Annotated in this window: 24 protein-coding genes; 9 read left to right on the top strand and 15 right to left on the bottom strand. The window is 72.9% G+C overall.

Annotation, left to right across the window (positions count from 1 at the left end; genetic code table 11):
* Positions 1-126: 126 nt before the first annotated feature.
* Positions 127-804, bottom strand: a complete 678-nt coding sequence (locus ACF08W_RS30320) for a TrkA family potassium uptake protein (RefSeq protein WP_352273217.1) — start codon at positions 802-804, stop codon at positions 127-129.
* The gene (locus tag ACF08W_RS30315) at positions 804-1,472 is read right to left on the bottom strand and encodes a TrkA family potassium uptake protein (RefSeq protein WP_124721011.1); all 669 of its coding nucleotides are present in this window, start codon (positions 1,470-1,472) and stop codon (positions 804-806) included. Before ACF08W_RS30315 ends, ACF08W_RS30320 begins: the two co-directional genes overlap by 1 nt.
* 265 nt (positions 1,473-1,737) lie before the next feature.
* Between ACF08W_RS30315 and ACF08W_RS30310 the strand changes: the two genes are divergently transcribed.
* The 4 genes from ACF08W_RS30310 to ACF08W_RS30295 all read left to right on the top strand — a co-directional run bounded on the left by ACF08W_RS30310 (position 1,738) and on the right by ACF08W_RS30295 (position 7,355).
* On the top strand, positions 1,738-2,439 hold the full coding sequence (locus ACF08W_RS30310; RefSeq protein WP_385205497.1) for a GntR family transcriptional regulator: 702 nt from the start codon (positions 1,738-1,740) through the stop codon (positions 2,437-2,439).
* A 152-nt stretch (positions 2,440-2,591) separates the two neighbouring features.
* Positions 2,592-3,620 (top strand): 1-aminocyclopropane-1-carboxylate deaminase, encoded by a 1,029-nt coding sequence (locus tag ACF08W_RS30305; RefSeq protein WP_392281223.1) that lies wholly within the window; start codon positions 2,592-2,594, stop codon positions 3,618-3,620.
* A 236-nt stretch (positions 3,621-3,856) separates the two neighbouring features.
* Positions 3,857-5,905, top strand: a complete 2,049-nt coding sequence (locus tag ACF08W_RS30300; protein WP_392281219.1) for an APC family permease — start codon at positions 3,857-3,859, stop codon at positions 5,903-5,905.
* Positions 5,906-6,026: 121 nt separating this feature from the next.
* Entirely contained in the window at positions 6,027-7,355 is a 1,329-nt protein-coding gene (locus tag ACF08W_RS30295; protein WP_385205501.1) for a class I SAM-dependent RNA methyltransferase, read from the top strand.
* A gap of 242 nt (positions 7,356-7,597) precedes the next feature.
* Here the strand turns inward: ACF08W_RS30295 and ACF08W_RS30290 are convergent, their stop codons facing one another.
* The 6 genes from ACF08W_RS30290 to ACF08W_RS30265 all read right to left on the bottom strand — a co-directional run bounded on the left by ACF08W_RS30290 (position 7,598) and on the right by ACF08W_RS30265 (position 13,857).
* A complete protein-coding gene (locus tag ACF08W_RS30290; RefSeq protein ID WP_352273213.1) occupies positions 7,598-8,242 on the bottom strand; it encodes a response regulator transcription factor in 645 nt (214 codons plus the stop codon).
* Positions 8,233-9,339: a sensor histidine kinase gene (locus ACF08W_RS30285; RefSeq protein ID WP_392281222.1), complete on the bottom strand. Its 1,107-nt coding sequence runs from the start codon at positions 9,337-9,339 to the stop codon at positions 8,233-8,235. The genes ACF08W_RS30290 and ACF08W_RS30285 overlap by 10 nt, the downstream gene beginning before the upstream one ends.
* A 257-nt stretch (positions 9,340-9,596) precedes the next feature.
* Entirely contained in the window at positions 9,597-10,259 is a 663-nt protein-coding gene (locus ACF08W_RS30280) for a DedA family protein (protein WP_392281218.1), read from the bottom strand.
* Positions 10,260-10,474: 215 nt separating this feature from the next.
* On the bottom strand, positions 10,475-11,332 hold the full coding sequence (locus tag ACF08W_RS30275) for an alpha/beta hydrolase (protein ID WP_352273210.1): 858 nt from the start codon (positions 11,330-11,332) through the stop codon (positions 10,475-10,477).
* Positions 11,332-12,273: a VOC family protein gene (locus tag ACF08W_RS30270; protein WP_392281217.1), complete on the bottom strand. Its 942-nt coding sequence runs from the start codon at positions 12,271-12,273 to the stop codon at positions 11,332-11,334. The genes ACF08W_RS30275 and ACF08W_RS30270 overlap by 1 nt, the downstream gene beginning before the upstream one ends.
* 36 nt (positions 12,274-12,309) lie before the next feature.
* Positions 12,310-13,857, bottom strand: coding sequence for a bifunctional 3-(3-hydroxy-phenyl)propionate/3-hydroxycinnamic acid hydroxylase (locus ACF08W_RS30265; RefSeq protein WP_385205526.1), 1,548 nt, complete (start codon positions 13,855-13,857; stop codon positions 12,310-12,312).
* Positions 13,858-14,042: 185 nt separating this feature from the next.
* Between ACF08W_RS30265 and ACF08W_RS30260 the strand changes: the two genes are divergently transcribed.
* The gene (locus tag ACF08W_RS30260) at positions 14,043-14,702 is read left to right on the top strand and encodes a helix-turn-helix domain-containing protein (protein WP_352273207.1); all 660 of its coding nucleotides are present in this window, start codon (positions 14,043-14,045) and stop codon (positions 14,700-14,702) included.
* 24 nt (positions 14,703-14,726) lie between these two features.
* On the opposite strand, the gene ACF08W_RS30255 is transcribed toward ACF08W_RS30260, so the two are convergent.
* Positions 14,727-15,503, bottom strand: a complete 777-nt coding sequence (locus tag ACF08W_RS30255; protein WP_392281216.1) for an IclR family transcriptional regulator — start codon at positions 15,501-15,503, stop codon at positions 14,727-14,729.
* Positions 15,504-15,571: 68 nt separating this feature from the next.
* Here ACF08W_RS30255 and ACF08W_RS30250 point away from each other — a divergent pair, with 68 nt between their 5' ends.
* The 4 genes from ACF08W_RS30250 to ACF08W_RS30235 are packed head-to-tail and all read left to right on the top strand — an operon-like array spanning position 15,572 to position 19,462.
* Positions 15,572-16,732: a cupin domain-containing protein gene (locus ACF08W_RS30250; protein ID WP_385205534.1), complete on the top strand. Its 1,161-nt coding sequence runs from the start codon at positions 15,572-15,574 to the stop codon at positions 16,730-16,732.
* A gap of 2 nt (positions 16,733-16,734) precedes the next feature.
* Positions 16,735-17,562 carry a fumarylacetoacetate hydrolase family protein gene (locus ACF08W_RS30245; protein ID WP_385205537.1) on the top strand — a complete coding sequence of 276 codons (828 nt, stop codon included), beginning with the start codon at positions 16,735-16,737 and terminating at the stop codon, positions 17,560-17,562.
* Complete coding sequence (locus ACF08W_RS30240; protein WP_392281215.1) at positions 17,559-18,191, top strand: maleylpyruvate isomerase family mycothiol-dependent enzyme; 633 nt, start codon at positions 17,559-17,561, stop codon at positions 18,189-18,191. The genes ACF08W_RS30245 and ACF08W_RS30240 overlap by 4 nt, the downstream gene beginning before the upstream one ends.
* A gap of 32 nt (positions 18,192-18,223) precedes the next feature.
* Positions 18,224-19,462, top strand: coding sequence for an FAD-dependent monooxygenase (locus ACF08W_RS30235; RefSeq protein ID WP_385206385.1), 1,239 nt, complete (start codon positions 18,224-18,226; stop codon positions 19,460-19,462).
* Positions 19,463-19,653: 191 nt separating this feature from the next.
* Here ACF08W_RS30235 and ACF08W_RS30230 read toward each other — a convergent pair whose 3' ends face one another.
* The 6 genes from ACF08W_RS30230 to ACF08W_RS30205 all read right to left on the bottom strand — a co-directional run bounded on the left by ACF08W_RS30230 (position 19,654) and on the right by ACF08W_RS30205 (position 26,820).
* Positions 19,654-21,141 carry an SDR family oxidoreductase gene (locus ACF08W_RS30230; protein WP_392281214.1) on the bottom strand — a complete coding sequence of 496 codons (1,488 nt, stop codon included), beginning with the start codon at positions 21,139-21,141 and terminating at the stop codon, positions 19,654-19,656.
* Positions 21,142-21,233: 92 nt separating this feature from the next.
* Positions 21,234-21,875 (bottom strand): hypothetical protein, encoded by a 642-nt coding sequence (locus tag ACF08W_RS30225; RefSeq protein WP_385205547.1) that lies wholly within the window; start codon positions 21,873-21,875, stop codon positions 21,234-21,236.
* Between the two features lie 93 nt (positions 21,876-21,968).
* Positions 21,969-22,517 (bottom strand): tunicamycin resistance protein, encoded by a 549-nt coding sequence (locus ACF08W_RS30220; RefSeq protein ID WP_385205550.1) that lies wholly within the window; start codon positions 22,515-22,517, stop codon positions 21,969-21,971.
* 57 nt (positions 22,518-22,574) lie between these two features.
* A complete protein-coding gene (locus ACF08W_RS30215; protein ID WP_392281213.1) occupies positions 22,575-23,771 on the bottom strand; it encodes a class I SAM-dependent methyltransferase in 1,197 nt (398 codons plus the stop codon).
* On the bottom strand, positions 23,768-24,772 hold the full coding sequence (locus tag ACF08W_RS30210) for a zinc-binding dehydrogenase (protein WP_392281212.1): 1,005 nt from the start codon (positions 24,770-24,772) through the stop codon (positions 23,768-23,770). The genes ACF08W_RS30215 and ACF08W_RS30210 overlap by 4 nt, the downstream gene beginning before the upstream one ends.
* A complete protein-coding gene (locus ACF08W_RS30205) occupies positions 24,769-26,820 on the bottom strand; it encodes a hypothetical protein (protein WP_392281211.1) in 2,052 nt (683 codons plus the stop codon). Before ACF08W_RS30205 ends, ACF08W_RS30210 begins: the two co-directional genes overlap by 4 nt.
* Positions 26,821-26,831 lie beyond the last annotated feature (11 nt).

The following is a 26,831-nucleotide window of genomic DNA, read 5'->3' as shown; positions in this document are numbered from 1 at the left end:
GGTTTTTTTGGGGGGGGGGGGGGGCGCCCCCCCCTTACTCTTTTTTTACTCGCCCGCGCCCCCCCGGGGTGGGGGGGGGGGGCGCGGGGGCGGCCCCCCCCCCCCCCCCCCCCCCTTTCCCGTCCCTCAGCTCCCGGAATCGCCCCGGCGCACCGACAGCAGGTCCTCCAACTGCTCCTCGCGCGCCTGCGCGGCCACGAACAGCAGCTCGTCACCGGCCTCCAGGGTCTCCTCGGTGCTCGGCGTCAGTACCCGCTGCCCCCGGATGATCGTGACCAGCGAGGTGTCCTCCGGCCAGGCCACGTCCCCGACCTGGGTGCCGGCCAGCGCCGACTCCGGCGGCAGCGTCAGCTCGACCAGGTTGGCGTCACCGTGGCTGAAGCGCAGCAGCCGGACCAGATCGCCGACGCTCACCGCCTCCTCGACCAGGGCCGACATCAGCCGCGGCGTCGAGACCGCCACATCGACGCCCCACGCCTCGTTGAACAGCCACTCGTTCTTCGGGTTGTTGACCCGGGCGACGACCCTCGGTACGCCGTACTCCGTCTTGGCGAGCAACGACACGACCAGGTTCACCTTGTCGTCGCCGGTCGCGGCGATCACGACGTTGCAGCGCTGGAGCGCCGCCTCGTCGAGCGAGGTGATCTCGCAGGCGTCCGCCAGCAGCCACTCGGCCATCGGCACCCGCTCCACCGAGATGGCCGTCGGCGCCTTGTCGACGAGCAGCACCTCGTGGCCGTTCTCCAGCAGCTCGCCCGCGATGGAACGCCCCACCGCACCGGCCCCGGCAATCGCGACACGCATCAGTGACCGCCCTCCTCGGGCCCCTCGGCGAAGGCCGCCTCGACCTTCGCGATCTCGTCCGTACGCATCATCACGTGGACCAGGTCGCCCTCCTGCAGCACCGTCTGCGACGTCGGCAGTATGGCTTCGCCCAGCCGGGTGAGGAACGCCACGCGGACGCCCGTCTCCTCCTGGAGCGTGCTGATCTTGTGGCCGATCCAGGACGGGGTGGTGTGCACCTCCGCGAGCTGCACACCGCCGCTCGGATCGCGCCACAGCGGCTCCGCGCCCGAGGGCAGCAGCCGCCGCAGCATCTGGTCCGCCGTCCAGCGCACGGTGGCGACGGTGGGGATCCCCAGCCGCTGGTAGACCTCGGCGCGCCGGGGGTCGTAGATCCGCGCCGCGACATTCTCGATGCCGAACATCTCGCGGGCCACTCGCGCGGCGATGATGTTCGAGTTGTCGCCGCTGCTCACCGCGGCGAACGCGCCGGCCTCCTCGATGCCCGCTTCCCGGAGGGTGTCCTGGTCGAAACCGACCCCCGTGACCCGCCGTCCGCCGAAGCCCGACCCCAGGCGCCGGAACGCCGTGGGGTCCTGATCGACCACGGCGACCGTGTGCCCCTGCTGCTCCAGGGTCTGCGCGAGGGCGGCCCCCACGCGCCCGCAGCCCATGATGACGATGTGCACCTTGCGCCTACCTCGCAGTCCTGGTCGTCCGGCTGACCTGCGAAAACACCCTGCTCACACTTCTTTCTCAGCTTGCCGGGCAAACAACGGGGCAACGGTCTGTCCCGTTGCCCAGGATGAGCTTATGCGGACCGGGATGCGATGCCTCATCCGAGTGGGGCTTCGACGCGTCCCTCGACCCCGGCCACTCCTTCATGTCGGCCTCGCGCAACTCCCCGTACGGGCCCTTGAGTCCGGGGCCAACAGACATCTAACATGTCAGTTCATGGAGACCTTGCGCCCCGTCCGCCGGACACTGCTGCGGGACACCGCCTACGAGGCGATCCGCGACGCCATCGTCCGCGGCGACCTCCCGCCCGGCGCCCCCGTGCGCGACGCCGACCTCGCCGAGCGGCTGGGGCTCTCCCGCGCCCCGGTCCGCGACGCCCTCGCCCGGCTCACCGCCGAGGGCCTGGTCGAATCCAAGCCACAGAGCTATACGCGGGTGACCCGGCTGGTGCCGCGCGACGTCCGGGACGCGGCCGCCGTCGTACGCGCCATGCAGGAACTGGCCGCCCGGACCGCCGTGCCCTTCCTGGTCGACGCGGACATCACCGTGATGCGCACGGCCAACGGCCGCTTCCGCGACGCCACCCGGGCGGGGGACGTGGCGGGCGCGTTGCACGCCGACGACCTGATCCACGACGTCCTGGTCGCCGCCTGCGGCAATCGCGCGGTGGCCGCCACCATCGAGCGCTACACGCCGCTGATCCGGCGTCTGGAGTGGCGGCGGTTCGGCACGGCGGACGCGGCGCACGGGTCGGCGGAGCTGCACGACCGGCTGATCGAGGCGTGTGCGGCGCGCGATGCCGGGGCTGCGGCCCGGATCACCGCCGAGATCTGGCGGACCCTCGAAGAACTCGCCGACGACCCGGACGGGCCGGAGGGCCCGGACGAGCCGGATGGTCCGGACGAGCCCTCCACGTAGCCGGGCCCCTCCGGCCCCCGTACCCCCCCGAGCCCGGCAGCAGCGCAGTGCAGACCGGAGCAGCACCACCCCGCCCCCCTACCCACACCAGCCAGGGAGCCCCCGTGACCGCCGCACCGCCCACCTCGCCGTCCGCCCCGCACCCGTCCGCCGTGCCGTCCCTCCCCGGGCACGCGCGCTACCCCCTGCTCTTCGGCCCCTCCCCGGTCCACCGGCTCGACCGCCTGACCGAGCACCTCGGCGGCGCCGCGATCTGGGCCAAGCGGGAGGACTGCAACTCCGGCATCGCCTACGGCGGCAACAAGACCCGCAAGCTCGAATACCTGGTCGCCGACGCCCTCGCGCAGGGCTGCGACACCCTGGTGTCCATCGGCGGCGTCCAGTCCAACCACACCCGCCAGGTCGCGGCGGTGGCCGCCCGTGCCGGACTCGGCTGCGTCCTGGTCCAGGAGAGCTGGGTCGAGTGGCCCGACGCCGTCTACGACAAGGTCGGCAACATCCTCATCAGCCGGCTCGCGGGCGCCGACGTCCGGCTGGTGCGCGCCGGGTTCGGCATCGGCGTCAAGGAGAGCTGGGAGCAGGCGCTGCGCGAGGTGGAGGAGAGCGGCGGCAAGCCGTACGCCATCCCCGCCGGCGCCTCCGACCACCCGCTGGGCGGGCTCGGCTTCGCCGGCTGGGCGTACGAGGTCGCCGAGCAGGAACGCGCGCTCGGCGTGTTCTTCGACACGGTGGTGGTCTGCTCGGTGACCGGTTCCACCCAGGCGGGCATGGTCGCGGGCTTCGCCGCGCTGGAGGAGGCGGGCGGACGCCCCCGGCGCGTCCTGGGCATCGACGCCTCCGCCGAGCCCGCCCGCACCCGCGCGCAGATCGCCCGGATCGCGGCCGGCACCGCGCACCTCATCGGCGTACGCCGGGAGGTGACCGAGGCCGACATCGAACTGGACGAGCGCTACCACGCGGGCACCTACGGCCTCCCCGGCGCCGCCACCCTCGACGCGATGCGGCTCGCCGCCCGTACCGAGGGCATGGTCACCGACCCCGTGTACGAGGGGAAGTCGATGGCGGGAACGATCGACCTCGTGGGCCGTGGCGAGATCGCCCGCGATTCCACCGTCCTCTACGCCCACCTCGGCGGGCAGCCCGCGCTCAACGGATATAGCGCTCTTTTCGCCGACTCCTGAGCTCCTGTTCCGCGGTCTTCCGCTGATCTACCGGCGATCTCGCGGCGATCTCGCGGCGATCTCCGAGGGATCATCGGGTGATCTCCGGGTGATCTTCCGGAGGTGTCTCGAAGCCCGGACGGAGTGCAAGGATTTCGTTAAGGATTTCGTGGCGTTTTCGGCCGAGTGCAGGAGTTTGCAGGGTAGTGGCGGTGGGGCGGCGAAAGCCGCCGAACGGAGCGCTTACGATCCTCTGCGTGTCCAAACTGACCGACCTGCCCAAACGGATTCTGATCGGGCGGGCGCTGCGCAGCGACAAGCTGGGGGAAACGCTCCTCCCGAAGCGCATCGCACTTCCCGTCTTCGCATCCGACCCGCTGTCCTCGGTGGCGTACGCGCCAGGAGAAGTTCTCCTGGTGCTCTCCGTCGCGGGCGTGTCGGCGTACCACTTCAGCCCCTGGATCGCGCTCGCGGTCGCGGTGCTGATGTTCACCGTCGTCGCCTCGTACCGGCAGAACGTGCACGCCTACCCGAGCGGTGGTGGCGACTACGAGGTCGCCACCACCAACCTCGGGCCCAAGGCCGGCCTCACCGTGGCCAGCGCGCTGCTGGTCGACTACGTGCTGACCGTGGCGGTGTCGATCGCCTCCGGGGTGGAGAACCTCGGCTCCGCGATCCCGTTCGTCGTCGAGCACAAGACGATCTGCGCGACCGTCGCCATCGTGCTCCTGACACTGATGAATCTGCGCGGCGTCAAGGAATCCGGAAAACTCTTCGCCATCCCCACGTATCTGTTCGTGGCCGGTGTCTTCATCATGATCGCCTGGGGCGCGTTCCGGGGACTCGTTCTCAACGACACCATGAACGCGCCGACCGCCGGATTCGAGATCAAGGCGGAACACCAGGGACTCGCCGGATTCGCACTCGTCTTCCTGCTGCTGCGGGCCTTCTCCTCCGGCTGCGCCGCCCTCACCGGTGTCGAGGCGATCAGCAACGGCGTCCCCGCGTTCCGCAAGCCGAAGAGCAAGAACGCGGCGACCACGCTCGCGATGATGGGCCTGCTGGCCGTCACCATGTTCTGCGGCATCATCACCCTGGCCATGGCCACCGACGTGAAGATGGCCGAGAACCCGGCCCGGGACCTGATCAACCACGGTGTCCCGGTCGGCTCCGCCTTCGTCCAGGACCCGGTGATCTCGCAGGTCGCGGCGGCCGTCTTCGGCAAGGGCAGCTTCCTCTTCGTCGTCCTCGCCGCCGCCACCGCGCTCGTCCTCTTCCTCGCCGCGAACACCGCGTACAACGGCTTCCCGCTGCTCGGCTCGATCCTCGCGCAGGACCGCTACCTGCCCCGCCAGCTCCACACCCGCGGCGACCGGCTCGCCTTCTCCAACGGCATCGTGCTGCTGGCCGGCGCGGCGATCCTGCTGACCTGGATCTACGGGGCGGACTCCACCCGCCTGATCCAGCTCTACATCGTCGGCGTCTTCGTCTCCTTCACCCTCAGCCAGACCGGCATGGTCCGGCACTGGAACCGCCATCTGCGGACGGAGAAGGACGCCGCCAAGCGCCGCCACATGAAGCGCTCCCGCGCCATCAACACCTTCGGGGCCTTCTTCACCGGACTGGTCCTGGTCGTCGTGCTCGCGACCAAGTTCACCCACGGCGCCTGGGTGGCCCTCCTCGGCATGGTGATCTTCTACGGCACGATGACCGCGATCCGCCGCCACTACGACCGGGTCGCCGAGGAGATCGCCGCCGAGGAGACCCCGTCCGACGAGACGATAAGGCCCTCCCGGGTCCACTCGATCGTCCTGGTCTCCAAGCTCCACCGGCCCACCCTGCGCGCCCTCGCCTACGCCAAGCTGATCCGCTCCGACCAGCTGGAGGCGCTCTCCATCAGCGTCGACCCGGCCGAGACCAAGACGCTCAAGGACGACTGGGAGCGGCGCGGCATCGACATCCCGCTGAAGATCCTCGACTCCCCGTACCGCGAGGTGACCCGCCCGGTCATCGACTACGTGAAGAGTCTGCGCCGGGAGAGCCCGCGCGACGTGGTCAGCGTGTACATCCCGGAGTACGTGGTCGGCCACTGGTACGAGCACCTGCTGCACAACCAGAGCGCGCTGCGCCTCAAGGGGCGGCTGCTGTTCACCCCGGGCGTCATGGTGACCTCGGTGCCGTACCAGCTGGAGTCCTCCGAGGCCGCCAAGAAGCGGGCCAGGAAGCGTGCCGAGTGGAACGCGCCGGGCTCGGTGCGCCGCGGCCCGGTGGAACGCCGGCCCAAGGAGGCCAGCACCAAGGGCTGAGCCCCCGCCCCTCCGCCGCCTGCTTGCCCGCCCGCTCGTGGTGAACGGCCGGACGACACCCACGTAGACTGGTGGGTCGTTGTCCGGCCGTTTCCCCCTTGATCCCTGGAGCCACCCCGTCATGCAGAACGAACCCACGTTGTCGCTGGTCGGGGAGGAGTACGAGGTCGAGGTCGGTCCCGTCGCGCACGGCGGTCACTGCATCGCCCGTACCGAGGCGGGCCGGGTCCTCTTCGTCCGGCACACGCTCCCCGGCGAGAAGGTCGTCGCCCGGGTCACCGACGGCGACAGCGACTCCCGCTTCCTGCGCGCCGACGCGGTACGGATCATCGAGGCGTCCAAGGACCGCGTCGAGGCGCCGTGCCCGTACGCCGGACCCGGCAAGTGCGGCGGCTGCGACTGGCAGCACGCCAAGCCGGGCGCCCAGCGCCGCCTCAAGGGCGAGGTCATCGCCGAGCAGCTCCAGCGCCTCGCGGGCCTCACCCCGGAGGAGGCGGGCTGGGACGGCACGGTCATGCCGGCCGAGGGCGACAAGCTCCCGGCGGGCGAGGTCCCCGCCTGGCGCACCCGGGTCCAGTACGCCATCGACGAGGAGGGCCGGGTCGGCCTGCGCAAGCACCGCTCGCACGACGTGGAGCCGGTGGAGCGCTGCCTGATCGCGGCGCCCGGCGTCACGGAGCTGGGCATCGAGAAGCGGGAGTGGCCGGGCATGGCCTCGGTCGAGGCGATCTCCGCCACCGGCTCCCACGACCGCCAGGTCATCCTCACCCCGCGCCCGGGCGCCCGGCTCCCGCTCGTCGAGCTGGACAAGCCGGTCTCGGTGATGCGCGTCGACGAGCGCGACGGCGGCGTCCACCGCGTGCACGGCCGCGCCTTCGTCCGCGAACGCGCCGACGACCGCACCTACCGGGTCGGCTCCGGCGGCTTCTGGCAGGTCCACCCGCAGGCCGCCAACACCCTGGTCCGCGCGGTCATGCAGGGCCTCCTGCCCCGCAAGAACGACACGGCCCTCGACCTCTACTGCGGCGTCGGCCTGTTCGCCGGCGCCATCGGCCAGCGCATCGGCGAGAAGGGCGCCGTCCTCGGCATCGAGTCCGGCAAGCGCGCGGTCGAGGACGCCCGCCACAACCTGCAGGACCTGGACCGCGTCCGCATCGAGCACGGCAAGGTCGACCAGGTCCTCCCGCGCACCGGCATCACCGAATGCGACCTGATCGTCCTCGACCCGCCCCGCGCCGGCGCCGGCAAGGCCACGGTCAAGCACCTCTCCACCCTCGGCGCCCGCCGCATCGCCTACGTCGCCTGCGACCCGGCCGCCCTCGCCCGCGACCTTGCGTACTTCCGCGAGGGCGGCTACCGGGTGCGGACGCTGCGGGCGTTCGACTTGTTTCCGATGACGCACCATGTGGAGTGCGTGGCGATTCTGGAGCCGGTGAAGAAGGACGCCTGACCTGGGGTTTTGCGGGTGTGCGCAAACGCACCGCGCACTGTCCACCCGCTCCTCAAGCTTCTTGATGCGCTTCTGCCGTTTGAAGGCGCTGCGGGCCGGGATGGCGCAGGAGCAACTGGCTGAGGCCGCCGGGGTGTCACGATCACCAGGGTCGCCTTTGGCTCGAAGCGGCACCGTTGGAAAACTACTGGAGACGGGCTCTCCGGTAGCCGGTCTGGTCCGCCTCCGGAGTCGGTGCAGGGCTATGACTCCAGGTACCGGAGCACCGCCAGGATCCGTCTGCTGTAGCCGGTTGTGCGGGACAGGTCCAGTTTGTCGAAGACGGAGTTGAGGTTCTTCTCCACCGAGCTCAGCGAGAGGTGCAGCTTCTGGGCGATGGCGGTGTTCGTGTGGCCCTGGGCGAGGGCCTCCAGGACCGTGCGTTCCCGGGGGGTCAGTCGTGCCAGTGGGTCGCCGTGGGTGGTTCGGACGACCAGTTGGCGTACGACTTCCGGGTCGATCGCCGCTTTGCCGGCGTGGATGCGGTCGAGGGCGTCGAGGAACTCCTCGACCTGTGCCACCCGGTCCTTGAGGAGGTAGCCGACCCGTTCGGCGTTGGACGCGAGCAGCTTGGCGGCGTAGTTGCGTTCGACGTGCTGGGAGAGAACGAGCACGCCGGTCCCGGGGAAGCGTTCCCTGATCTCGACGGCCGCCCGTAGCCCTTCGTCGGTGTGGGTCGGGGGCATCCGGATGTCGACGACGACGATGTCCGGGCGCTGCTCCTCGACCTCCTTGAGCAGGGTCACCGCGTCGCCCAGCGCCGCCAGCACCTCGTGGCCCTCCTCGGCGAGCAGCCTGACCAGGCCCTCGCGCAGCAGGGTCGAGTCCTCGGCCAGGATTACGCGCATGGGAGCTCCGCGGTGATGGTGGTCGGTCCCCCGAGGGGGCTGTGGAGGTGCAGGGTGCCGTCGAGCGCGGCCACCCGGCTGCGCAGACCGGTGAGGCCGCTGCCGGTTCCGTCAGCGCCGCCGGTGCCGTCGTCCTCGACCCGTACGGTGAGGAGCGCGCCGTCGAGGGTCACCGCCACCGAGATCGCCGAGGCGCGGGAGTGCTTCGCCGCGTTCGTCACGGACTCGGACACCACGAAGTAGGCGGCGGTCTCGACCGGCCGGGGCAGCGGGCCGCCGACGTCGAAGCGGGTCCGCAGCGGAATGCCGCACCGTTCGGCGACGCCGCCGATCGCCTCTTCGAGCCCGAGGCTGTCCAGCGCCGACGGGTACACCCGCCAGGCGACCTCGCGCAGTTCGGTCAGTACGTTCCGGGACTCCTCGTGCGCCTGGAGCAGCAGTGCGGCGGCCTGCTCGGGGTCGCGGCCCCGGCGGGCCCGGCCGATCAGCATGCCGAGCGCCACCAGCCGCTGCTGCATCCCGTCGTGCAGATCCCGCTCGATGCGCCGCCGCTCGGCGTCCACGGCCGCGACGACCGCGGCCCGGCTGGCGGCGAGTTCGTCGATGCGGTGCCGGAGCAGTTCCCGTTCGGAGGGACCGAAGCACTCCCGGGTGATCCGGGCGTCGAGCGCGGCCAGTGAGCGCAGGCCCTGGACATCGAGGAAGAGCAGGACGCCGCCGAGCAGGACCTGGGTCAGCAGCTCGTCCCAGTCGAGGGTGCCCCGGACCGCACCGCCGGCCAGGAGACCCGCCAGGACGGCTCCGAAGACGAGGAATCCGACGACCACCGCGCAGAGCAGGCCCGTGAGGACGCGGATCGCGAGGTAGCGCACGACCTTCTGGTCGGAAGTCGTGTAGTGCTCGGGGAAGAGGTCGCCGAAGAAGACGGAGCGTCGGACCCGTTCGAGGGCGACCAGGCGCCGGGCGCCGGCCATCAGGATCGCCAGGGCGCTCGGCCGGGTGTGCGGCCAGAGGAGGAACGGGCCGAGAGCCGCGCCGGTGAGGAGGAAGTACAGGGCGCCTGTCAAGGCGGTCGCGCTGCCGACGAGGGTTCCCAGGCCGCGCCGGGGCCAGGACGGAACGGTCGTACGCGTGAGGGTCCCGCCCCCGCCGGAGTTGGCACCGCCGGAGTCGTCCCCACTGGAGTCGTCCCCATGGGAGCCGTTCCCGGCGGGCTCGGCCGGTGGCCGGTCGGTCGCGGTGCCTCCCAGATCCCCTTGCACGGGGCCCGAGGCTAGTGCGCCCGTGCGGACCGGGCAAGATCGTCCGGGTGGTACGGGGAGCGGGGCCGTGCCGTTCGGGCGGGAGCCGGGGGTCACGAGGCGCGGCGGTGCCGGGCCCGGCCGCGGCTGCGCAGCCGGACCGCCAGGTAGGCGGCGACGGCGACGAGGACCAGGGCCGCGACGACCTTCGACAGAATGCCGACGTACGTCTCCACGACATCCCACTGGTCGCCCAGCCAGTAGCCCGCCATGACGAGGACGCTGTTCCAGACGAGGCTGCCGAGTGTGGTGAGCATGAGGAACACCGGCAGGGGCATCCGCTCCACGCCCGCCGGTACCGAGATCAGGCTCCGGAAGATCGGCACCATCCTGCCGAGAAAGACCGCCTTGGTGCCGTGCCGGGCGAACCACTCCTCGGTACGGACCAGGTCCGACGCGTTCACCAGCGGCAGCTTTCCCCAGATCGCGTGCATCCGTTCGCGGCCGAAGAGCATCCCGATCCAGTAGAGCGCCACCGCGCCGACCACGGAGCCCAGCGTCGTCCAGAACAGTGCCGAGACCAGGCTCAGTACGCCCTGACCGGCGGCGAATCCGGTCAGCGGCAGGATGACCTCGCTGGGCAGCGGTGGGAAGAGGTTCTCCAGGGCGATGGCCAGACCGGCTCCCGGGCCGCCCAGTGTGTCGACGAGACCGGCGGCCCAGCCGGCGAAGCCGTCCGTGGGCTGCTGGGCGAGGGCCAGGGTCGTGAGGTGCATGAGCGACTCCACATCGGAGGGGAGGCGGGGCGGTTGCCCCGTTGTTCTCCCGGTTCTCCCTCGAACCTAGGAATCGCCGCTCCGCACCGGTACGCGGGTTGCCTCCCACCCCGGTGGTGTTCCCCGCACATCGACCCTGCGGTTTTCCGCAGGGTCGGACGCGCGAAAGGCGGGCGGCCCCGGGGGGTTGGGCCCGCCGGGGCCGTGACGGCCGGTCAGGACTCGGCGGGGTTTCCCCGGACGAAGTCGATGACCAGGCGGTTGAACTCCTCGGCGTGCTCGATCATCGCCCAGTGGCCGCAGCGGTTGAGCAGGACGAGGCGGGAGTCCGGGATGTTCGCCAGGAGGAACAGGGAGTTCTCGAAGGGGACCACCCGGTCGTCGCGGCCGTGGATGAGCAGGGTGGGCACGGTGATGCCGCTCAGCCGGGCCGGATCCACCCAGCGGGGCAGGGGGGCGCCCTTCGGGAGGCCCGCCACGTAGTTGGAGAGGTGCTCGGGGCGGGCCAGGGCCGCCTGGGAGCGGGCCTCGCACAGCTCGGGGGTCGCGAAGCGGGCCTTGTCGTAGCACATGATCTCCACGAGCCGGCGCATGTTCTCCGGGCTCGCGTCCCGGTACGCCTCGATGAGGACCTTCAGCCCCTCGGACGGCCCGTCACCGGCGGCGAACAGGTTGGGGATGCGCCCGACCGGCGGGCCCATGGTCACCAGGTGGCTGATCCGGTCCGGGTGCTCGGTGGCCAGCCGGAGCGAGGTCTGGCCGCCCATGGAGTTCCCCACGAAGGCGGCGCGGGGGATGTCCAGCGCGTCGAGGAACTGGATCGCGGCGTCGACGTGGTCGAGCTGGTCGACCGTGGCCGCGTCCGATTCGCCCCAGCCGGGCATGTCGACGGCGTACACGTGGAAGTGCTCGGCCAGCGCCTCGATGTTGCCGCTGAAGTTGCTCCAGCCGGTCGCCCCCGGGCCGCTGCCGTGCAGCAGCACCAGCGGATGGCCGGAGCCGGCCTCGTAGTAGCGCAGCGTCCAGTCGCGGGTCCGGACGGTCCGGGTGATCCGTTCCTTGTCGAGTGCCATCAGCTCTCTCCTCCTTCGGTGTCCAGCGGGGACGGCGCGGCGGCCAGCAGCTCGGCCACCACGCCCGGCGGGCGGTGGCCCCAGCTGTGCAGCCGGTCCAGGGTGCGCACCTGCCAGGTGGCGTCGTCGATGATCAGCCCGCCCCAGCCGTACTCGACGGAGAAGCCGGAGGGGGTGAAGACGTAGAAGCTGAACATGTGGTCGTTGGGGTGCATCCCCAGCGTCATCTCGAACGGCTGCTTGGCGTCCATGCACCGGTCGTAGGCCAGGCCCACGTCCCGGATGTCGGTGACCTCGACCATGAAGTGGTGGGTGCGCTTGGGGGACGGCATGTCGCCGAACGCGACCGTGTGGTGGCGGCCGTTGCAGTGCAGGAAGATCAGGTCGGCGACGACGCCGGGGGCCAGCTCCTCGACGATGATGTCGCTGATCCGGAAGCCGAGCAGGTCCTGGTAGAAGCCCAGGTACTCCTCACGGCTCACCCCGTGGGCCAGCAGCACCTGGTGTCCGGCGCCGCCGGGTCCGGTGACGAAGCCGCCGAGCAGCGACGCGGAGGCGAACGGGGTGTCGGCGTCGGCGAGGCCGGTGACCAGCTCGACGCGGTTGCCCATCGGGTCGGTGGTGGTGAAGATCCGGTCCACCCGGCGGGCCGCGGCGAGCGCCGGGTCCCCCTCGTCGACCCGGAGGCCGGCCGCCCGCAACCGCTCGACCAGCGCGTCGAGTTCGCCGCCGTCCTCGACCTCGTACCCGCTGGCCGCCAGGTCGTCGGCCGGTCCCCGGGTGACGATCCAGCGGTGCGCCTTCTCGTCCAGGCGCAGGCCGAACCAGTCCTCGCCGCGTTCGCCGAGCTGCATGCCGAGCAGCTCGACCCCGAAGCGTTCCCAGTCGGTGAGGTCGCTGACCTCGTAGACCACGTAGGCGAGTTCCTTGACTCCGCTCATGGGAGGTTCCTCCTTCTGAAGGGTGGTGGACGACGGTCAGGCGGGGACGGCGAGGCCGCTGGTGTCGGCGGCCGCCACGAAACGGTCGGGGCGCAGGGCCACGGCGCGTACGCCGTACCGGCGCAGCCACGGACCGAGCACGCCCTCCAGGTCGACGAGCTCGTCGGGCCCCTGGGTGTAGGCGCTCTGCGGGCGGACCGCGAGATAGCGGGTGCCGAGCGCGTCCCACTGGGCGCGCTCCGGGCCGGTCAGCAGGGTCGAGGGGTCGACGTCGTCGCCCAGCAGGACGAAGGCGTCGCCGAGCAGTTCGTCCAGGCGGGCCATCCGGCCGACGGTGTCGCCGACCACCGGCTGCGGCACCATCCGGCCGACGATGCTGGCGTCACCGACCGGGCCGCGCAGCCAGCCGGCCGTCAGCACCGGCGGCGCGATCAGCGGCGGCTCGAAGGGGGTGACGAGCGCTCCGGACGGCGGCGCGGAGAGGGCGGCCTGCTCCTCCTCGGACGCCTCCTGCTTGATCACCCGGCCGAGCCGCACGGCCAGCCCGGTGTAGAAGTCGGCGTTGGGACGGCGCTCGGCCTCGTAGGTGTCGAGCCAGGACTCGTCCAGCTCCCCGGCCAGCACCCGGCCGAGCTTCCAGCCCAGGTTGTGCGCGTCGCGCATCCCGGTCTGCATCCCGGCCCCGGCCCACGGCGGCATCAGGTGCGCGGCGTCGCCGGCGAGGAAGACCCGGCCGGAGCGCCAGGTGCGCGCCGACCGCACATGGTGGCGGTAGAAGGCGTGCTGGTGGATCTCGACGTCCTCCTCGCTCACCCCCAGTGCCTCGAGCAGCGGCCACACCTCGGTGCTGGTCGGGAAGTCGGCCTCGGTCTCGTGCGGCTTGAGCGGGATCTCCCAGCGGTGGTTCCCTGCCGACAGCGCGATGTCGACGACCGGCCGCTCCGCGTCCGTCCAGAAGGTGAGGAAGTCGCGGTCGGGCCACCAGCGCTTGGCCCGGCAGTCGATGACCACCCAGGTCACCTCGTTGGTGTCGCCGTCCAGCGGGATGCCCAGGCTCTGCCGGGTCGGGCTGCTGCCGCCGTCCGCGGCGATCGCGTACCGGGTCCGGTACCGGTGGACCTCGCCGGTGGCCGTGTCGGTGGTGGTGACCGTGACCCCGGAGCCGTCCTGCTCGATCCCGGTCACCTCGGCGCCGTAGCGGACGGAGAGCGAGTCCCCGCGTTCCTGCGCGCAGGAACGCAGCTCGGCCTCCATGACCGGCTGGTAGATGTTGTAGAAGCGGGGCCCCGCCCCGAGCGTCGACGGCGGGTGCTCGATACGCATCACCTCGTGGCCGTCGTACGTCACCCAGCGCAGCGCCCGCTGCGGGTCGATGACCTTGCCGATGCGCTCGCCGATGCCCAGGCTCTGGAAGATCCGCATGGTCCAGTCGTTGACCGTGACCGCCCGGGCCCGGGGGTAGATCTCCTTGTCCCGTTCGAAGGCGATCACTCGCGCGCCCTGCTGGGCGAGGGACAGAGCACCGACGACGCCCGTGGGCCCGTAGCCGATGACGGCGACGTCCGCGTCGAAGTTCTGGGGCATGGCGGCCTCCTTGCCGGTCGTCCCAAGTTTTGGACCGGTCGTTCAGTCCAATAGTGGGGACTGTCACACGGCTGAAAAAAGCCGGTCAAGAGGGTGCAAGCCGGATTCCGCAGAGCAGAATCAGCCGCTGTTCGGGCGCCGGACACCTAAAATCCACCCGGTCGAGCGCGGGTATGCTTCAGCGCGTGGATCCCAGGCGCGACATGACCGGCAACCGCAGAGGGCGGCGCTCCCGGGAAGAGATACTCGAGGTCGCGTCCCGCCTGATGGCCGAGCGCGGCTACGCGGCGACCACGTTGTCGGAGCTCAGCCGGGAATCGGGGCTGCCCAAGAGCGCGGTCTACCACCACTTCCGGTCCAAGGCCGGACTGCTCTCCGCGGTGATGGAGCACGGCGCCCGCGCCTTCTTCCAGGGCATGGCCCGGGCCCAGGAGAACCCGCCGCGCCAGGGGAGCGTACGGGAGCGGCTGGGGTGGTACCTCCAGCGCACCGGGGAGGTATTTCTCGCCAACCCGGATTTCCTGCGGCTGCACCTGATCCTGCTGATGAACGCCGAGGCGGGCGAGGCCGCGGAGGCCGCGGAGATCGACCGGATCCTGGACCGGGTGCGGTGGGACGGCCGTGCGCACATGAACCGCATGCTCGCCGACTCGTTCGCCGTGTACGGGGCGGAGATCGCGCAGGCCGTGGCCGACCGGCTGGACTACTTCGCCATCGCGGGCTTCGACGGGGCCTTCGTCGCCTGGCAGGCGGACCCGTCCCGCTCGATGGCCGACGCGATGGAGCTGCTGACCGACGCGGTCGCGGCCCTCGGCGAGTCGTTCGCGGAGGGGCTGCGGGCCTGAGCGCCCGAGGGCCGCGCGCGCCCGTCACCGGGGCTCGGCCAGGTCCTCCTCCAGAGCGCGCGCCGTGGCGTTCAGGGCCGCGACCAGGGACGGAAGCCGGTGGGGGTCGTAGCGCACACTGGGCATCGACACCGACAGGCCGGCCAGCGCGGTGCCCTCCCGGTCGCGGACCGGCACGCCGACGGCGATCAGGCCCCGCTCGGAGCGTTCCCGGTTCACCGCGAACCCGTTGCCCCGCAACCGCTTCAGCTCCGCACGCAGCCGGGCCGGGTCCGGCCCGTCCGCCGGGCGGTCGTGGTGCGGCGCGGTCGCGTACACCTCGTCCAGCTCCTCGTCGGAGAGGTCGGCGAGCAGGAGCAGCCCCGCCGTGGTGCGGTGCGCCGGGAACACCATGCCCTCCCGGGAGCCGACCCGCAGGGCCTGCCGGCACTCGACGCTGGCGATGAACCGGACCGTGCCGCCGGTGCGCACCGTCAGGTTCGCGGTCTCGCCGAGCAGGTCGACGACCTGGTGGAGATGGGGCATGGCCGCCGTGCGCAGCCGTGAGACCAGCGACTGGGAGTGCGCGGCGAGCTCCAGCACCGGCCCCGCCCGGTAGAGGCGGTCCTCGTCCTGCACCGCGAAGTCCCGGTAGACCAGCATCGCCAGGACCCGGTGGGCGGTGGACCGGGCGACGCCCAGCCGCTCGGCGATCTGCGAGACGGTCGCCCCGCCCTCCAGCTGGAGGATGGCGGCGGCGCGCAGCGCGTGGTCCACGCTGGCGATCGGATAGGGCGGCGGTGTCTTCAGCGGTTTGTCCATGACGGTCCTCTGATTCTGCTCTCCAGAATCTCCATGTTCTCCCACCAGACGCCGCGCAGGCTGAGCCCGTGACTGAGATCTCCATCGCCCAAGACGCCGCCACGGCTTCCCCGGTCCGGCTCCAGGCCGTCGCCGCAGAGGGGCAGCCGGAGGTCACCCCGGCCCTCGAAGAGCTCTACCGGGGCTTCGAACAGGAACTCCTGGTCCCGCTGTGGACCGAGATCGGCGACCTGATGCCGTCCCACCCGCGTTCGCGCGCCGTGCCGCACCTGTGGCGCTGGGAGCGGCTGCGGGAGCTGGCGGCCCGGGCCGGGGACCTGGTCCCGGTCGGCCGGGGCGGCGAGCGCCGGGCCATCGCGCTGGCCAACCCCTCGCTCGGCGGCCGTCCCTTCGCCACCCCGACCCTGTGGGCGGCCATCCAGTACCTCATGCCCGGTGAGGACGCCCCCGAGCACCGGCACACCCAGCACGCCTTCCGCTTCGTCGTCGAGGGTTCGGGCGTGTGGACGGTCGTCGGCGGCGACCCGGTGCCGATGAACCGCGGCGACTTCCTCCCGCAGGCCGGCTGGAACTGGCACGCCCACCACAACGCGACCACCGAACCGATGGCCTGGATCGACGGCCTGGACATCCCCTTCCAGTACGTCACCGAGGCGCAGTTCTTCGAGTTCGGCCGCGACGAGATCGGCGACGCCGAGCGGATCACCCCGCGGCGGTCGCGCTCCGAGCGCCTGTGGGGCCACCCCGGCCTGCGCCCGCTCGCGGCCGCCCCGACCACGCCGGGCAGCCCGCTGCTCTCGTACAAGTGGGAACACACCAACGCCGCCCTGCGCGACCAACTCCTGCTGGAACGGGAGGGGTTCGGGGCCACCGTGGAGCCCGGTCACGCGGCGGTCCGCTACACCAACCCGCACGACGGCTCCGACGTGCTGCCCACGCTCCGCGCCGAGTTCCACCGCGTCGCCCGCGGCGCCGAGACCGCGCCGGTGCGCGAGACCGGCTCGTCGGTGTACCAGGTCTTCGACGGCTCCGGTGTGGTGACCGTCGGTGGGAAGTCCTGGACGGTGACCCGCGGCGACCTGTTCGCCGTCCCGTCCTGGGAACCGTTCACCGCCAGGTCCGAGGCCGGTACCACCGACTCCGACGAGGGCTCCCTCGACCTCTTCCGCTTCTCCGACGCGCCCGTCTTCGAGGCGCTCAAGCTCGACCGCACCCAGAAGGACGCCTGACCATGAAGCTCGCCACCATCCGCACCACCGACGGCACCCGCGCGGTCCGCCTCGACGGCGACCACCTGGTCGACCTCGGCCACGCCGAACTGGGCGCACTCCTCGCCGAGACCGACTGGCGGGCCTCCGCGGCCGCCGCGACCGGCCCCACGTACCCCGTGGCGGGCGCCGACTTCGCGCCGGTCGTCCCCAACCCCTCCAAGATCATCTGCGTGGGGCACAACTACACCAACCACATCAAGGAGATGGGCCGGGAGCTGCCCACCCACCCCACCCTCTTCCCGAAGTTCGCCGACACCCTGATCGGCGCCGGTGACGACATCGTCAAGCCGGCCGAGACCGACGCGCTGGACTGGGAGGTCGAACTGGCCCTCGTCATCGGCAAGCAGGTCCGCCGCGCCGACGAGCGGCAGGCCGCCGACGCCATCGCCGGCTTCACCGTCATGAACGACATCTCGGCGCGCGACTGGCAGTTCCGCACCATCGAGTGGACCCAGGGCAAGATCTGGGACTCCTCCACCCCGGTCGGCCCCTACCTCGTCACCCCCGACGAGGTCGGCGGCGTCCGCCCCTCGCTGGAGGTAAGGACGACCGTCGACGGGCGGACCATGCAGCACGACGACACCGGAACCCTGCTGTTCGACCCGGTCTTCCTGGTCCAGTACATCTCCACCGTGATCACACTGCGCCCCGGCGACATCATCGCCACCGGCACCCCCGCCGGGGTGGGCAACGCCCGCGACCCGAAGGTCTTCCTGCTGCCGGGCCAGAGCGTCGTCACCGAGATCTCCGGCCTGGGCGCCTGCGCCAACAAGGTGGTCGAGGCATGACGGCCCCCGCCCGGACCGTCGCCGACGCGCGCGCCTGGGCCCGCGCGGGCACGGAGCTGGTCCTCGATGCCGTCGCGGACCTCGACGAGGCCGGATTCCGGGCCGACTGCGCCCTGCCCGGCTGGACCCGGGGCCACCTCGCCGCCCATGTCGCCGCCAACGCCGACGCCCTGGGCAACCTCGTCCACTGGGCGGCCACCGGGGAGGAGACGCCCATGTACGCCTCCGCCGAGGCCCGCGCCGAGGGCATCGCCAGGGGCCCGGCCCTCTCCGCCGACGAGCTGCGGTCCTGGCTGACCGCCTCCGCGCGGCGGCTCGCCGAGGGGCTCGACGCCCTCACCGACGAGCAGTGGCACCATCCGGTCGTCACCGCCCAGGGCCGCACCGTCCCCGCCACCGAACTGCCCTGGATGCGGGCCCGGGAGGTCTGCGTCCACGCCGTCGACCTCGCCACCGGCACCGCCTTCACCGACCTGCCGGACGGCTTCCTCACCGCGCTGGCCGACGAGATCCGCGACCGGCGCGGACTGGCCGGCCTGCCCGAAGGACCGCTGCCGGAGATCGCCGCCTGGCTGTCCGGCCGCCCGCACTCGCTCGCCGACGCCCCCGCGCTCGGCCCGTGGCTCTGAGGAGTCGAACCATGTCCCACCCCGAACCCGATGTGATCGTCGTCGGCGGCGGCCTCGGCGGCCTCGGCGCCGCGCTCTCGCTGACCCGCCAGGGCCTGACCGTCCGCCTGCTGGAGCGCGCCCCGGCCTTCGGCGAGGTCGGCGCGGGCATCCAGCTCGCGCCCAACTGCACCCGGATCCTCGACGGCTACGGCCTTCTCGCGGAGGCCAGGAGCCTCGGCGTCGTCCCGGACGCCATGGTCATGCGCGACGCCGTCGACGGCGACGAGCTGACCCGGCTCGACCTGCGGGACCTGGAGCAGCGCTACGGCTACCCGTACCTCGTCATCCACCGCAGCGACCTGCACGGCCTGCTCCTGCGCGCCTGCGAACGGGCGGGCGTCGAGCTGGTCACCGACGCGGAGGTGGTCGCGTACGAGAACACCGACGTCGGCGCCCGCGCGACCCTCGCCTCGGGCGAACGGCACGAGGCCGGTGTCGTGATCGCGGCCGACGGGCTGAACTCCGTCGCCCGCAAGCTGCTCGTCGACGACGAGCCGGTCTCCTCCGCCTACGTCGCCTACCGGGGCACCGTCCCCGCCGACCAGCCGCGGGTACGCTCCCTCGACCTCAGCGAGGTCGTGGTGCACGTCGGCCCCGCCTGCCACTTCGTCCACTACGGCCTGCGCGGCGGGGAACTGCTCAACCAGGTCGCCGTCTTCGAGTCGCCCAAGGCGCTGGCCGGTCGGGAGGACTGGGGCACCCCCGACGAACTCGACGCCGCCTTCGCCGGGACCTGCGACTTCGTCCAGGACGGCCTGCCGTTCATGTGGCGGGAGAAGTGGTGGCGGATGTTCGACCGCGACCCGGTCATGCACTGGGTCCACGGCCGGATCGCGCTGCTCGGCGACTCCGCGCACCCGCCGCTCCAGTACATCGCCCAGGGCGCCGTCATGGCGATCGAGGACGGCTGGGTCCTGGGCGAGCACGTCGCCCGCAACCGCTCCGCCGACGGCACGGTCGACTGGGACACCGTCTTCGCCGCGTACGAGGCGGTCCGCCCGGAGCACTGCCGCCGCGTACTGACCACCTCCCGCGCGTGGGGCGAGCTGTGGCACCTCGACGGCACCCCGCGCGAACAGCGCAACGCCCTGCTGCGGTCCCGCGACACCTACGACTACACGTTCGTCGACTGGCTCTACGGCCCGACCGCCCTGACCCCGGACCAGGAACCGCCCATGTTCACCCCGATCCCCCTGGCACCGGAGGAGGCCAAGGCCGGCGCCGTGTGACGGCCCGGACGGGTGCGCAGGACGACGCGGTGTCCGGCTCCCTCCGCGAACCGCGGCTGCGCGGCATCGCGTTCGATCCGGCGGCCACCTCCGGCGTACGGATACGCCCAATGGGCCCGCGACGGGCGGGGCCGGTCCGCTGATGTGCGAGGGGCGCAACGTCCCCGCCGCGTAGACATCCGTCGCGGCCGTCAGGCCCGTTCGGCCGTGCGGGCGATGTTGCGGGCCATGCCGCCGAAGACGAGGGCGTGGAAGGGGGAGACGCTCCACCAGTAGGCGTGGCCCAGGAGGCCGTGCGGGTGGAACAGGGCGCGCTGGCGGTAGCGGGTGCGGCCGGATGCGTCGGTGTCGGTGCGCAGTTCCAGCCAGGCCAGTCCGGGCAGCCGCATCTCGGCGCGCAGCCGCAGCAGACGGCCCGGCTCGATCTCCTCCACCCGCCAGAAGTCGACCGAGTCGCCGACCCGCAGCCGGTGCGCGTCCCGGCGTCCGCGGCGCAGGCCCACACCGCCCACGAGCCGGTCGGCGATGCCCCGCACGGACCAGGCCAGGGGGAAGGAGTACCAGCCGTTCTCCCCGCCGATGCCCTCGACGACCTGCCACAGGGCCTCCGGGGAGGCGTCGACCAGGCGTTCCCGCCGGTCGGTGTAGAGGCTTCCGCCCGCCCAGTCGGGGTCGGTGGGCAGCGGGTCGCTGGGGGCGCCGGGGACCGAGGCGGAGGACCAGCGGGTGGCGACCTCGGCGTCGCGTACGCGTTTGAGGGCCAGCCGCACCGCCTCGTCGAAGCCGATGGGGTGGCCGGGCGGGTCGGGGGCGTAGCGGGTGATGTCGTTCTCCCGGCACACCACCTCGTGCCGCAGCGACTCCGCCAGCGGGCGGGCGATGGACGAGGGGACCGGGGTGACCAGGCCGACCCAGTGGCTGGACAGGCCGGGGGTGAGGACCGGCACCGGCAGGATCACGCGCCGGGGCAACCCTGCGACCGCCGCGTAACGCAGCATCATGTCCCGGTACGTCAGCACGTCGGGGCCGCCGATGTCGAAGGCGCGGTTCACGTCGGCGGGCATTCCGGCGGAGCTCACCAGCAGACGCAGCACGTCGCGGACGGCGATGGGCTGGATGCGGGTGTGGACCCAGCTCGGGGTGACCATCACCGGGAGCCGTTCGGTCAGATAGCGCAGCATCTCGAAGGAGGCCGAGCCGGAGCCGATGATCACTGCGGCCCGCAGCACCGTCGTCGGCACCCCGCTGTCCAGCAGGATGCGCCCGACCTCGGCCCGGGAGCGCAGATGCGGGGACAGCTCGCGTTCGGGCACCCCGGCCGGGGTCAGCCCGCCGAGGTAGACGATCCGGCGCACCCCGGCCGCGGCGGCCCGCTCGCCGAAGATCCTGGCCCCCGTACGGTCGGTGGACTCGAAACCGCGCCCGGTGCCGAGCGCGTGCACCAGGTAGTAGGCCACGGTGACGTCCCGCATCGCGGCCCCGACCGTGTCGGGATCGGTGACGTCCCCCCGGACCACCTCCACCTCCCCGGCCCAGGGATGGTCGCGCAGCTTCCCGGGGGAGCGGGCCAGACAGCGCACCCGGTACCCGGCGGCCAGCAGCTCCGGCACGAGTCGCCCGCCGATGTAGCCGGTGGCCCCGGTCACCAGACACAGGGGCCGGTCCGCCGTCGCTTCCATGCCGTCCGCCTCTTCCGTCCGTCGGTCCTGTCCATACTGCGCAACCGCGGGCGGGAGCGCGCGGCGGGCGGTCCCGCCCGCTCCGGCCCGGCTCAGGGGTCCTCCGCCGGGCCGATCTCCCGGGCGGCGGGGGATTCCAGGGCGGGGCCCGGGGGGTGGGTGAGGGCGTGGGCCAGTTGGTCGGCCAGGCGGGGGAGGGTGGCCGGGGGGAGGTAGAGCTCGGCTCCGGCGTCGAGGAGGCGGCGGACGGGGCCCTGGTAGTCGACGCCCAGCTCGGGGTCCTCGATCTCGGTGACGACGACCCGGGCGTCGGGGAAGGACGAGCGCAGGGACCCGATCAGCTGCGGGCTGACCGGGGGGACCAGCAGGACGTCGGCCGAGCGGGGGGCGGAGCGCATGTCGAGGACGATGTAGTCGGGGCCGAGCCGGTCGGAGAGCGCGGTGCGGGCCGTGTCCGACAGCTCCATGGCCGTGGCGACGACCGTGACGGACCCGTCCGGGGGGCGCGGTTCCTCCTCGGGGGTCCCGGAGGTCCCCGAGGTGTCGGAAGTCTTCGGCGGGGCGACGAGCGTGCCGACGAGGACGGTCCTGGTGACGGGGGAGACCCGGGCGAACGGCGCGCCGTCCCGGGTGATCACCAGCTCCTCGCCGGGGCCGAGGGCGTCGACGAGGGCCAGGACGTCCTCGGGTAACCGGTCCGCGTCGATCGCGCGCGCGGTGTTCTCGCCGGTCATCGGGGAGCGGGAGGGACGGGTGCGGTGGGCCGAACGGGAAGCGTCCTCACAGCGCCCGATCCTCCCATATGCGGCGGAAGATCCCCGGGTGCCTCAACCGGTGACTCCGGCGCGGGTCGCGATCCGTTCGGCCAGTTGCCGGGGGCTCGCCGTGCCGGTCGGCAGGACCAGGGTGTCCGCGCCGAGCCGGTCCTCGCAGGCCAGCGCGGCGTCGATCCGGCCGAGCCGCCAGGCCCGCACGTCCGCGTCCCGCACCGGGTCGTCCGGATGGATCACCTGGGCGGTGATGCGGCGGGTCAGCAGGGCGCGGTCGGCCGACAGCCAGACGTGCAGCAGGTCGTCGCTCTCCTCGCGGACGATGTCGAAGATCTCCCGCCGGTACGCGTCGTTCACCACGGTCATCGGGACGACGAGGAGGTGGTCCGGATAGTGCCGCACGAACGCCGCACACGAGCGGGCCACGACCTCGCGCCAGCACGCCAGGTCCTGGAAGTCCCCGGAATCCGGCATCGGCACCCAGGCCCGCAGATGGAATCCGGCCTCCTCCGGGTCGAAGACGATGATCCTCTCCACGATCCGCGTCAGCTGCTCCGTGACGCTCGATTTGCCCGCGCCGAAGGCGCCGTTGATCCAGACCAGCATGGCTCTCTCTCCAGGGTCACGGGACAGGGGTCACGGGACAGGGGTCACAGGAAGGGGTCACGGGAGGTGCTTCGGACAGCAGCGGTCGACGGGCTCGTACATGTGCAGGATCACCCCGACGCGCCCCGGCCACCGGGTGTCGAGCGATCCCAGCGCGGCGGCGCGGGCCAGTTCCGCGCAGACGGACCGCGCAGTGTGCTCGTCGATGCCGGAGAAGGACGGATAACTGGCGTTGACCAGGCCCTGGAGCCAGTCGCGGAGCGTCCGGGTCTCGTCCCAGCGGGCCAGCTCGATCCTGCGGTGCACGAAGCCGCGGCGCAGCAGCCAGCCGTGCAGCCGCTGCCGCTGCCCCTTCGTCCAGTACGGGAAGACCCCGCCGGCCACCTCCGCCAGCCGCGCGGTGACCGCCTCCTGGAGGCGGCCGACCCCCGCGGCGGGCGCGGTCTCCAGCTCGACGCGGTAGAACCGGCCGCCCAGCGCCAGTACGCGTTCCACCTCGGTGGCCGCCAGCAGCGGCTCCGTGCAGAAGTCGATGCTCTCGTGCTCGACGACCGCGTCGAACGATCCGGTGGCGAACGGCATCGCCATCATGTCGCCGTGCCGCACGTCCAGGCCGTCCCGGCGCCCCGCCTCGATCATCGCGCGCGATGCCTCGATCCCGGTGTACGAGCCCGCGAAGGGCGCCACGTTACGGGCCAGCCTGCCGGTGCCCGTACCCAGCTCCAGGACCCGGAGCGAACCGAGGAAGTCCCGGGCGAAGCCGCGCAGCACGGCGTTGAACCGCTCCGTCACCGGCCGGGCCGGGGCGTACCGCCGGGCCAGCTCCGGCCCGTAGAGCGCGCCGTCGCACGTGCCCGCCCCGGGGAGGTCCACCCGGGTGAGCGGGCGCTGGTTGGCGTCGAACCAGCCGACGCACTCCCGCGCCGCCCGTACCGTCATCCGCTCCGTACGGGCGTGCTCCACCAGCTCCGGCGGCAGCCCGCCGAACGCGAGGACGCAGCCGTCCGGCGCGCCCCGCAGCCGTACGTACGCGCAGGCCGCGAGCAGCGTCGCCGTCTCCTCGGCGGTGACCTCGGCGTCCGGCCGGGCGGCGGCGTACCGGGCCGCGACCTCGGCGACCGGGGGCAGGACCTGCCGCGCGAGCGCCGTCAGCGTCGCCGCCCGCCACGGCGGGACGTAGTGGAACCGGCGGTCGCACGGCGGCACGGCACCGCCCTCGCCCGCCTCGCGCAGTACCTCGGCCGCGGCGCTCACCGGGCTTCCCCTCCGCCGGCCGGCGAGCCGGGGCCCGGCCAGGTCAGGACGAGATTGCCGCGTACGTCCCCGTCCGCGAGCCGCTTGAGCGCCGCGCGCGCCTCCTGCGCCGGCAGCACGTCGTCCACCAGCGGCCGGATGCCGGTGGTGCGCATCAGGGTCACCATCCGCGCGTACTCCTCCCGGGTCCCGCTGAACGAACCGACGACGTTGATCTGGTGGAAGTAGATCCGGTGCAGCCGGGCGGGCGGGAGGTCGCCGGTCGTCGCGCCCGCGACCACCACCGTGCCGCCGTGCCGGACGCTGCGCAGGGTGTGCGTCCAGGTCGCCCGGCCCACACTGTCGATCACCGCGTCGACCGGTGCGGGCAGTTCGGCCCCCGGCTCGAACGTGGCGCTCGCGCCCAGCCGCCGGGCCAGGGCCCGCTTGGCGGCGGACCGGCCGGTCACCCAGGTGCGCACCCCGCTCGCCGACGCCAGGCTGGTCAGCGCGGTGGACAGGCCGCCCGCCGCGCCCTGGACGAGCACGGTGTCCCCGGGACGCAGCGCCGCCTTGGTGAACAGCATCCGGTACGCGGGAAGCCAGGTGCACACCAGGCAGGCCGCCTCCTCCCACGACAGATGGTCCGGGACGGGCAGCAGGCTCTCCGGGGGAGCGGCGAAGAACTCGGCGAGGGTGCCCGGCCGGGCACCGACGAGCTGTGCCGCGGGCATCGCCAGAGTCTCGTCGGCGAGGCCCGGCGGGGAGTCGAGGAGGGGATAGAGCACCACGCGCGCCCCGTCCGGCCGCATCCCCGCCGCCTCGCAGCCGAGGATGCGGGGGTACTGGTCCCGGTTGATCCCGACGCCGCGCAGGGTCCAGAGGTCCTTGTGGTTGAGGGAGGCCGCCCGGACCGCCACCTGGACCCAGCCCGGGGGCACCTCGGGGTCGGGGCGGTCCCCGACGACGACGGTGGACAGCGGGTCGTCGGGGTCGGGGGCGGTGGCGAACACGGCCTTCATGAGCCCTCGCCCTCGGGCCGGCCGGCAGCGGTGCCGCGCATACGGCCTCGGCCTCCTTCGTGTCGGGGGGAACCGGACGGGGGCGGGGCGCCGAGCAGTTCGGCGGACGGCACGGTCGCCCGCGCGAACCAGATCGCGAACCCGGACACCACCAGGGCCCGCACCCGCAGCGAGGGCCCCGCGCCGCCCATGTCGCACCGCACCCCCACCGCTCCGCCCGGCGCGAGAACGTGCGCGCTCCTGGTACGCAGGCCCCCGGACCCGTCGTCGATGTCCACGACCACCCGGGCGGCCGGTTCCGGCCGGGCACCGCCGGGGCGGGGGTCCGTGCCGTAGAACCGCACGCCGACCGCGCCCGGCCCCGCCACGGTGACCAGCGGGAACCGTTCCCCGTCCGGCGACCGCGCCAGGTCTCCGCAGACGTCGCACCGCGCCCAGTGGCATTCCCGGTCGTCCGCCGCGCCCCGGGCCGCGCCGACCCGGACCGGGAGCCCGCACAGATGGCAGGCGCACAGCACGTCGGGCCCCGGCGGCCCGAAGAGCAGCCCGGACCTCATGGCGCGCTCGACGGCGCGGGCACCGACCACCGGAACACTCCCCGGCGGGCCCGCCGGAACGCCCGCGCCTCCGGCAACCTCCGCCCGTGCACCTTCGGCAACCTCCGCCCGCGCGTCTTCCGGAACGTTCGCCAGGAGGGCGACCAGATCCCGTTCGAACCGTTCGCCGAGGGACTCCATTCCGGCGACGCAGCGGGCGAACTCGGCCCGGACGGGCTCGCCGTACACGGTCCGCCCGCTCGCCGCCGACAGCACCGCCGCCGCCCGTGCCGCCCAGCCCCGGGCCCCGTCGATCCCCCGCGCGCAGGCGGCCGGCACCCCGCGCCCGGAAGGGCCCACCGCCAGGCGCAGGGCGACGAGCAGACCCCGGGCGTCCTCGACGGTCCGGGTCAGGGCCAGCAGCCGGGCCCGGTCCTCGGCCAGGCGCGCCGAACCCGCCTCGATCTCGCCGAGTTCACCGCCCAGCGACGCCAGGGCCGCCTTCCGGTCCGGCGCGTCGGAGCGGTGGCGCAGCAGCACCGGATCGCCCAGGCAGAGCGTCCCCGCCGACCGGTCGTCCCCGCCCGGAGCGGCGCCGCCGAGCTGGGCCAGCTCATGGACCAGGATCGCCCGGCGCGACGTCGGCATGCGGTAGAGCGAGCCGCACAGGGTCGCCGCGTAGGAACTCGCGAAGGCGTCGACGAAGTTGGTCGCGGGCCGACTGCGCCGCCAGTCGGGGATCAGCGCCCCGCACGACCCCAGGTGGATCCAGCCGCAACGGATGTCGTCGAGCCGGCAGAGCCGCAGGCCGTTCGGGGCGCACGCGCAGTCCTGCCCGGGGAAGCCGCTCGTGCTGTGCGCGCAGACGAACCGGTTGCCGATCTTCACATGGGACTCGTTGCCGTGGCCGTACACCGAGACGGTGCGCACGCCCTCGGGACCGGGCGCGGCCAGCTCCGCCGCGTCGCCCACCACGGACGAGGAATCGGCCGCGTCCACGAAGACGTGGGCCCCGGCCCGGGCCCTTCTGGCCAGGGCCATGCGCCGGAGCATGAAGCCCAGCTCCCCGGCGGAGCGCGCGGGCAGCGTCCCCACCGGGAGCCCGGTCCGGTGCCCGAGGGCGACGACGTCCCGGGCGAACCGGAGGTCGAACGCGTCCCTGGCGACGGTCACCAGGACGTATCCCGCCGACGACGGGACGGCCCGCTCGACGGCCCCGGCCCCCGCACCGGTGCCCCGCCGCCAGGCGTCGAGCGGGACGTGCGCGGCCATGCGGCAGCCGAGGGCCGCCAGATCGGCTCCGTGCGGGTGCGGGCCGCGCCCCACGACGACCACCGCCCCCTCGGGCCACACCCGCCCGGAGCCCCGTCCGGCGTCCGGTCCGGCGTCCGTCCCGGCAGGCCGGGACGCGTACCAGTCGAGTACCTCCCGCCGCCGGGCGCGAAGCGGGCCGGTGTCGGGGTGCCGGGCATGTTCGGTGACGTGCCCGCTGGCGCGGTGCGACGGTTCCACGATGCTCCTCA

Source organism: Streptomyces sp. NPDC015144 (assembly GCF_043079735.1).
Lineage (GTDB): Bacteria > Actinomycetota > Actinomycetes > Streptomycetales > Streptomycetaceae > Streptomyces.
Note: the sequence above shows the minus strand (reverse complement) of the source record. Positions and strands in the feature narration are given on the sequence as shown.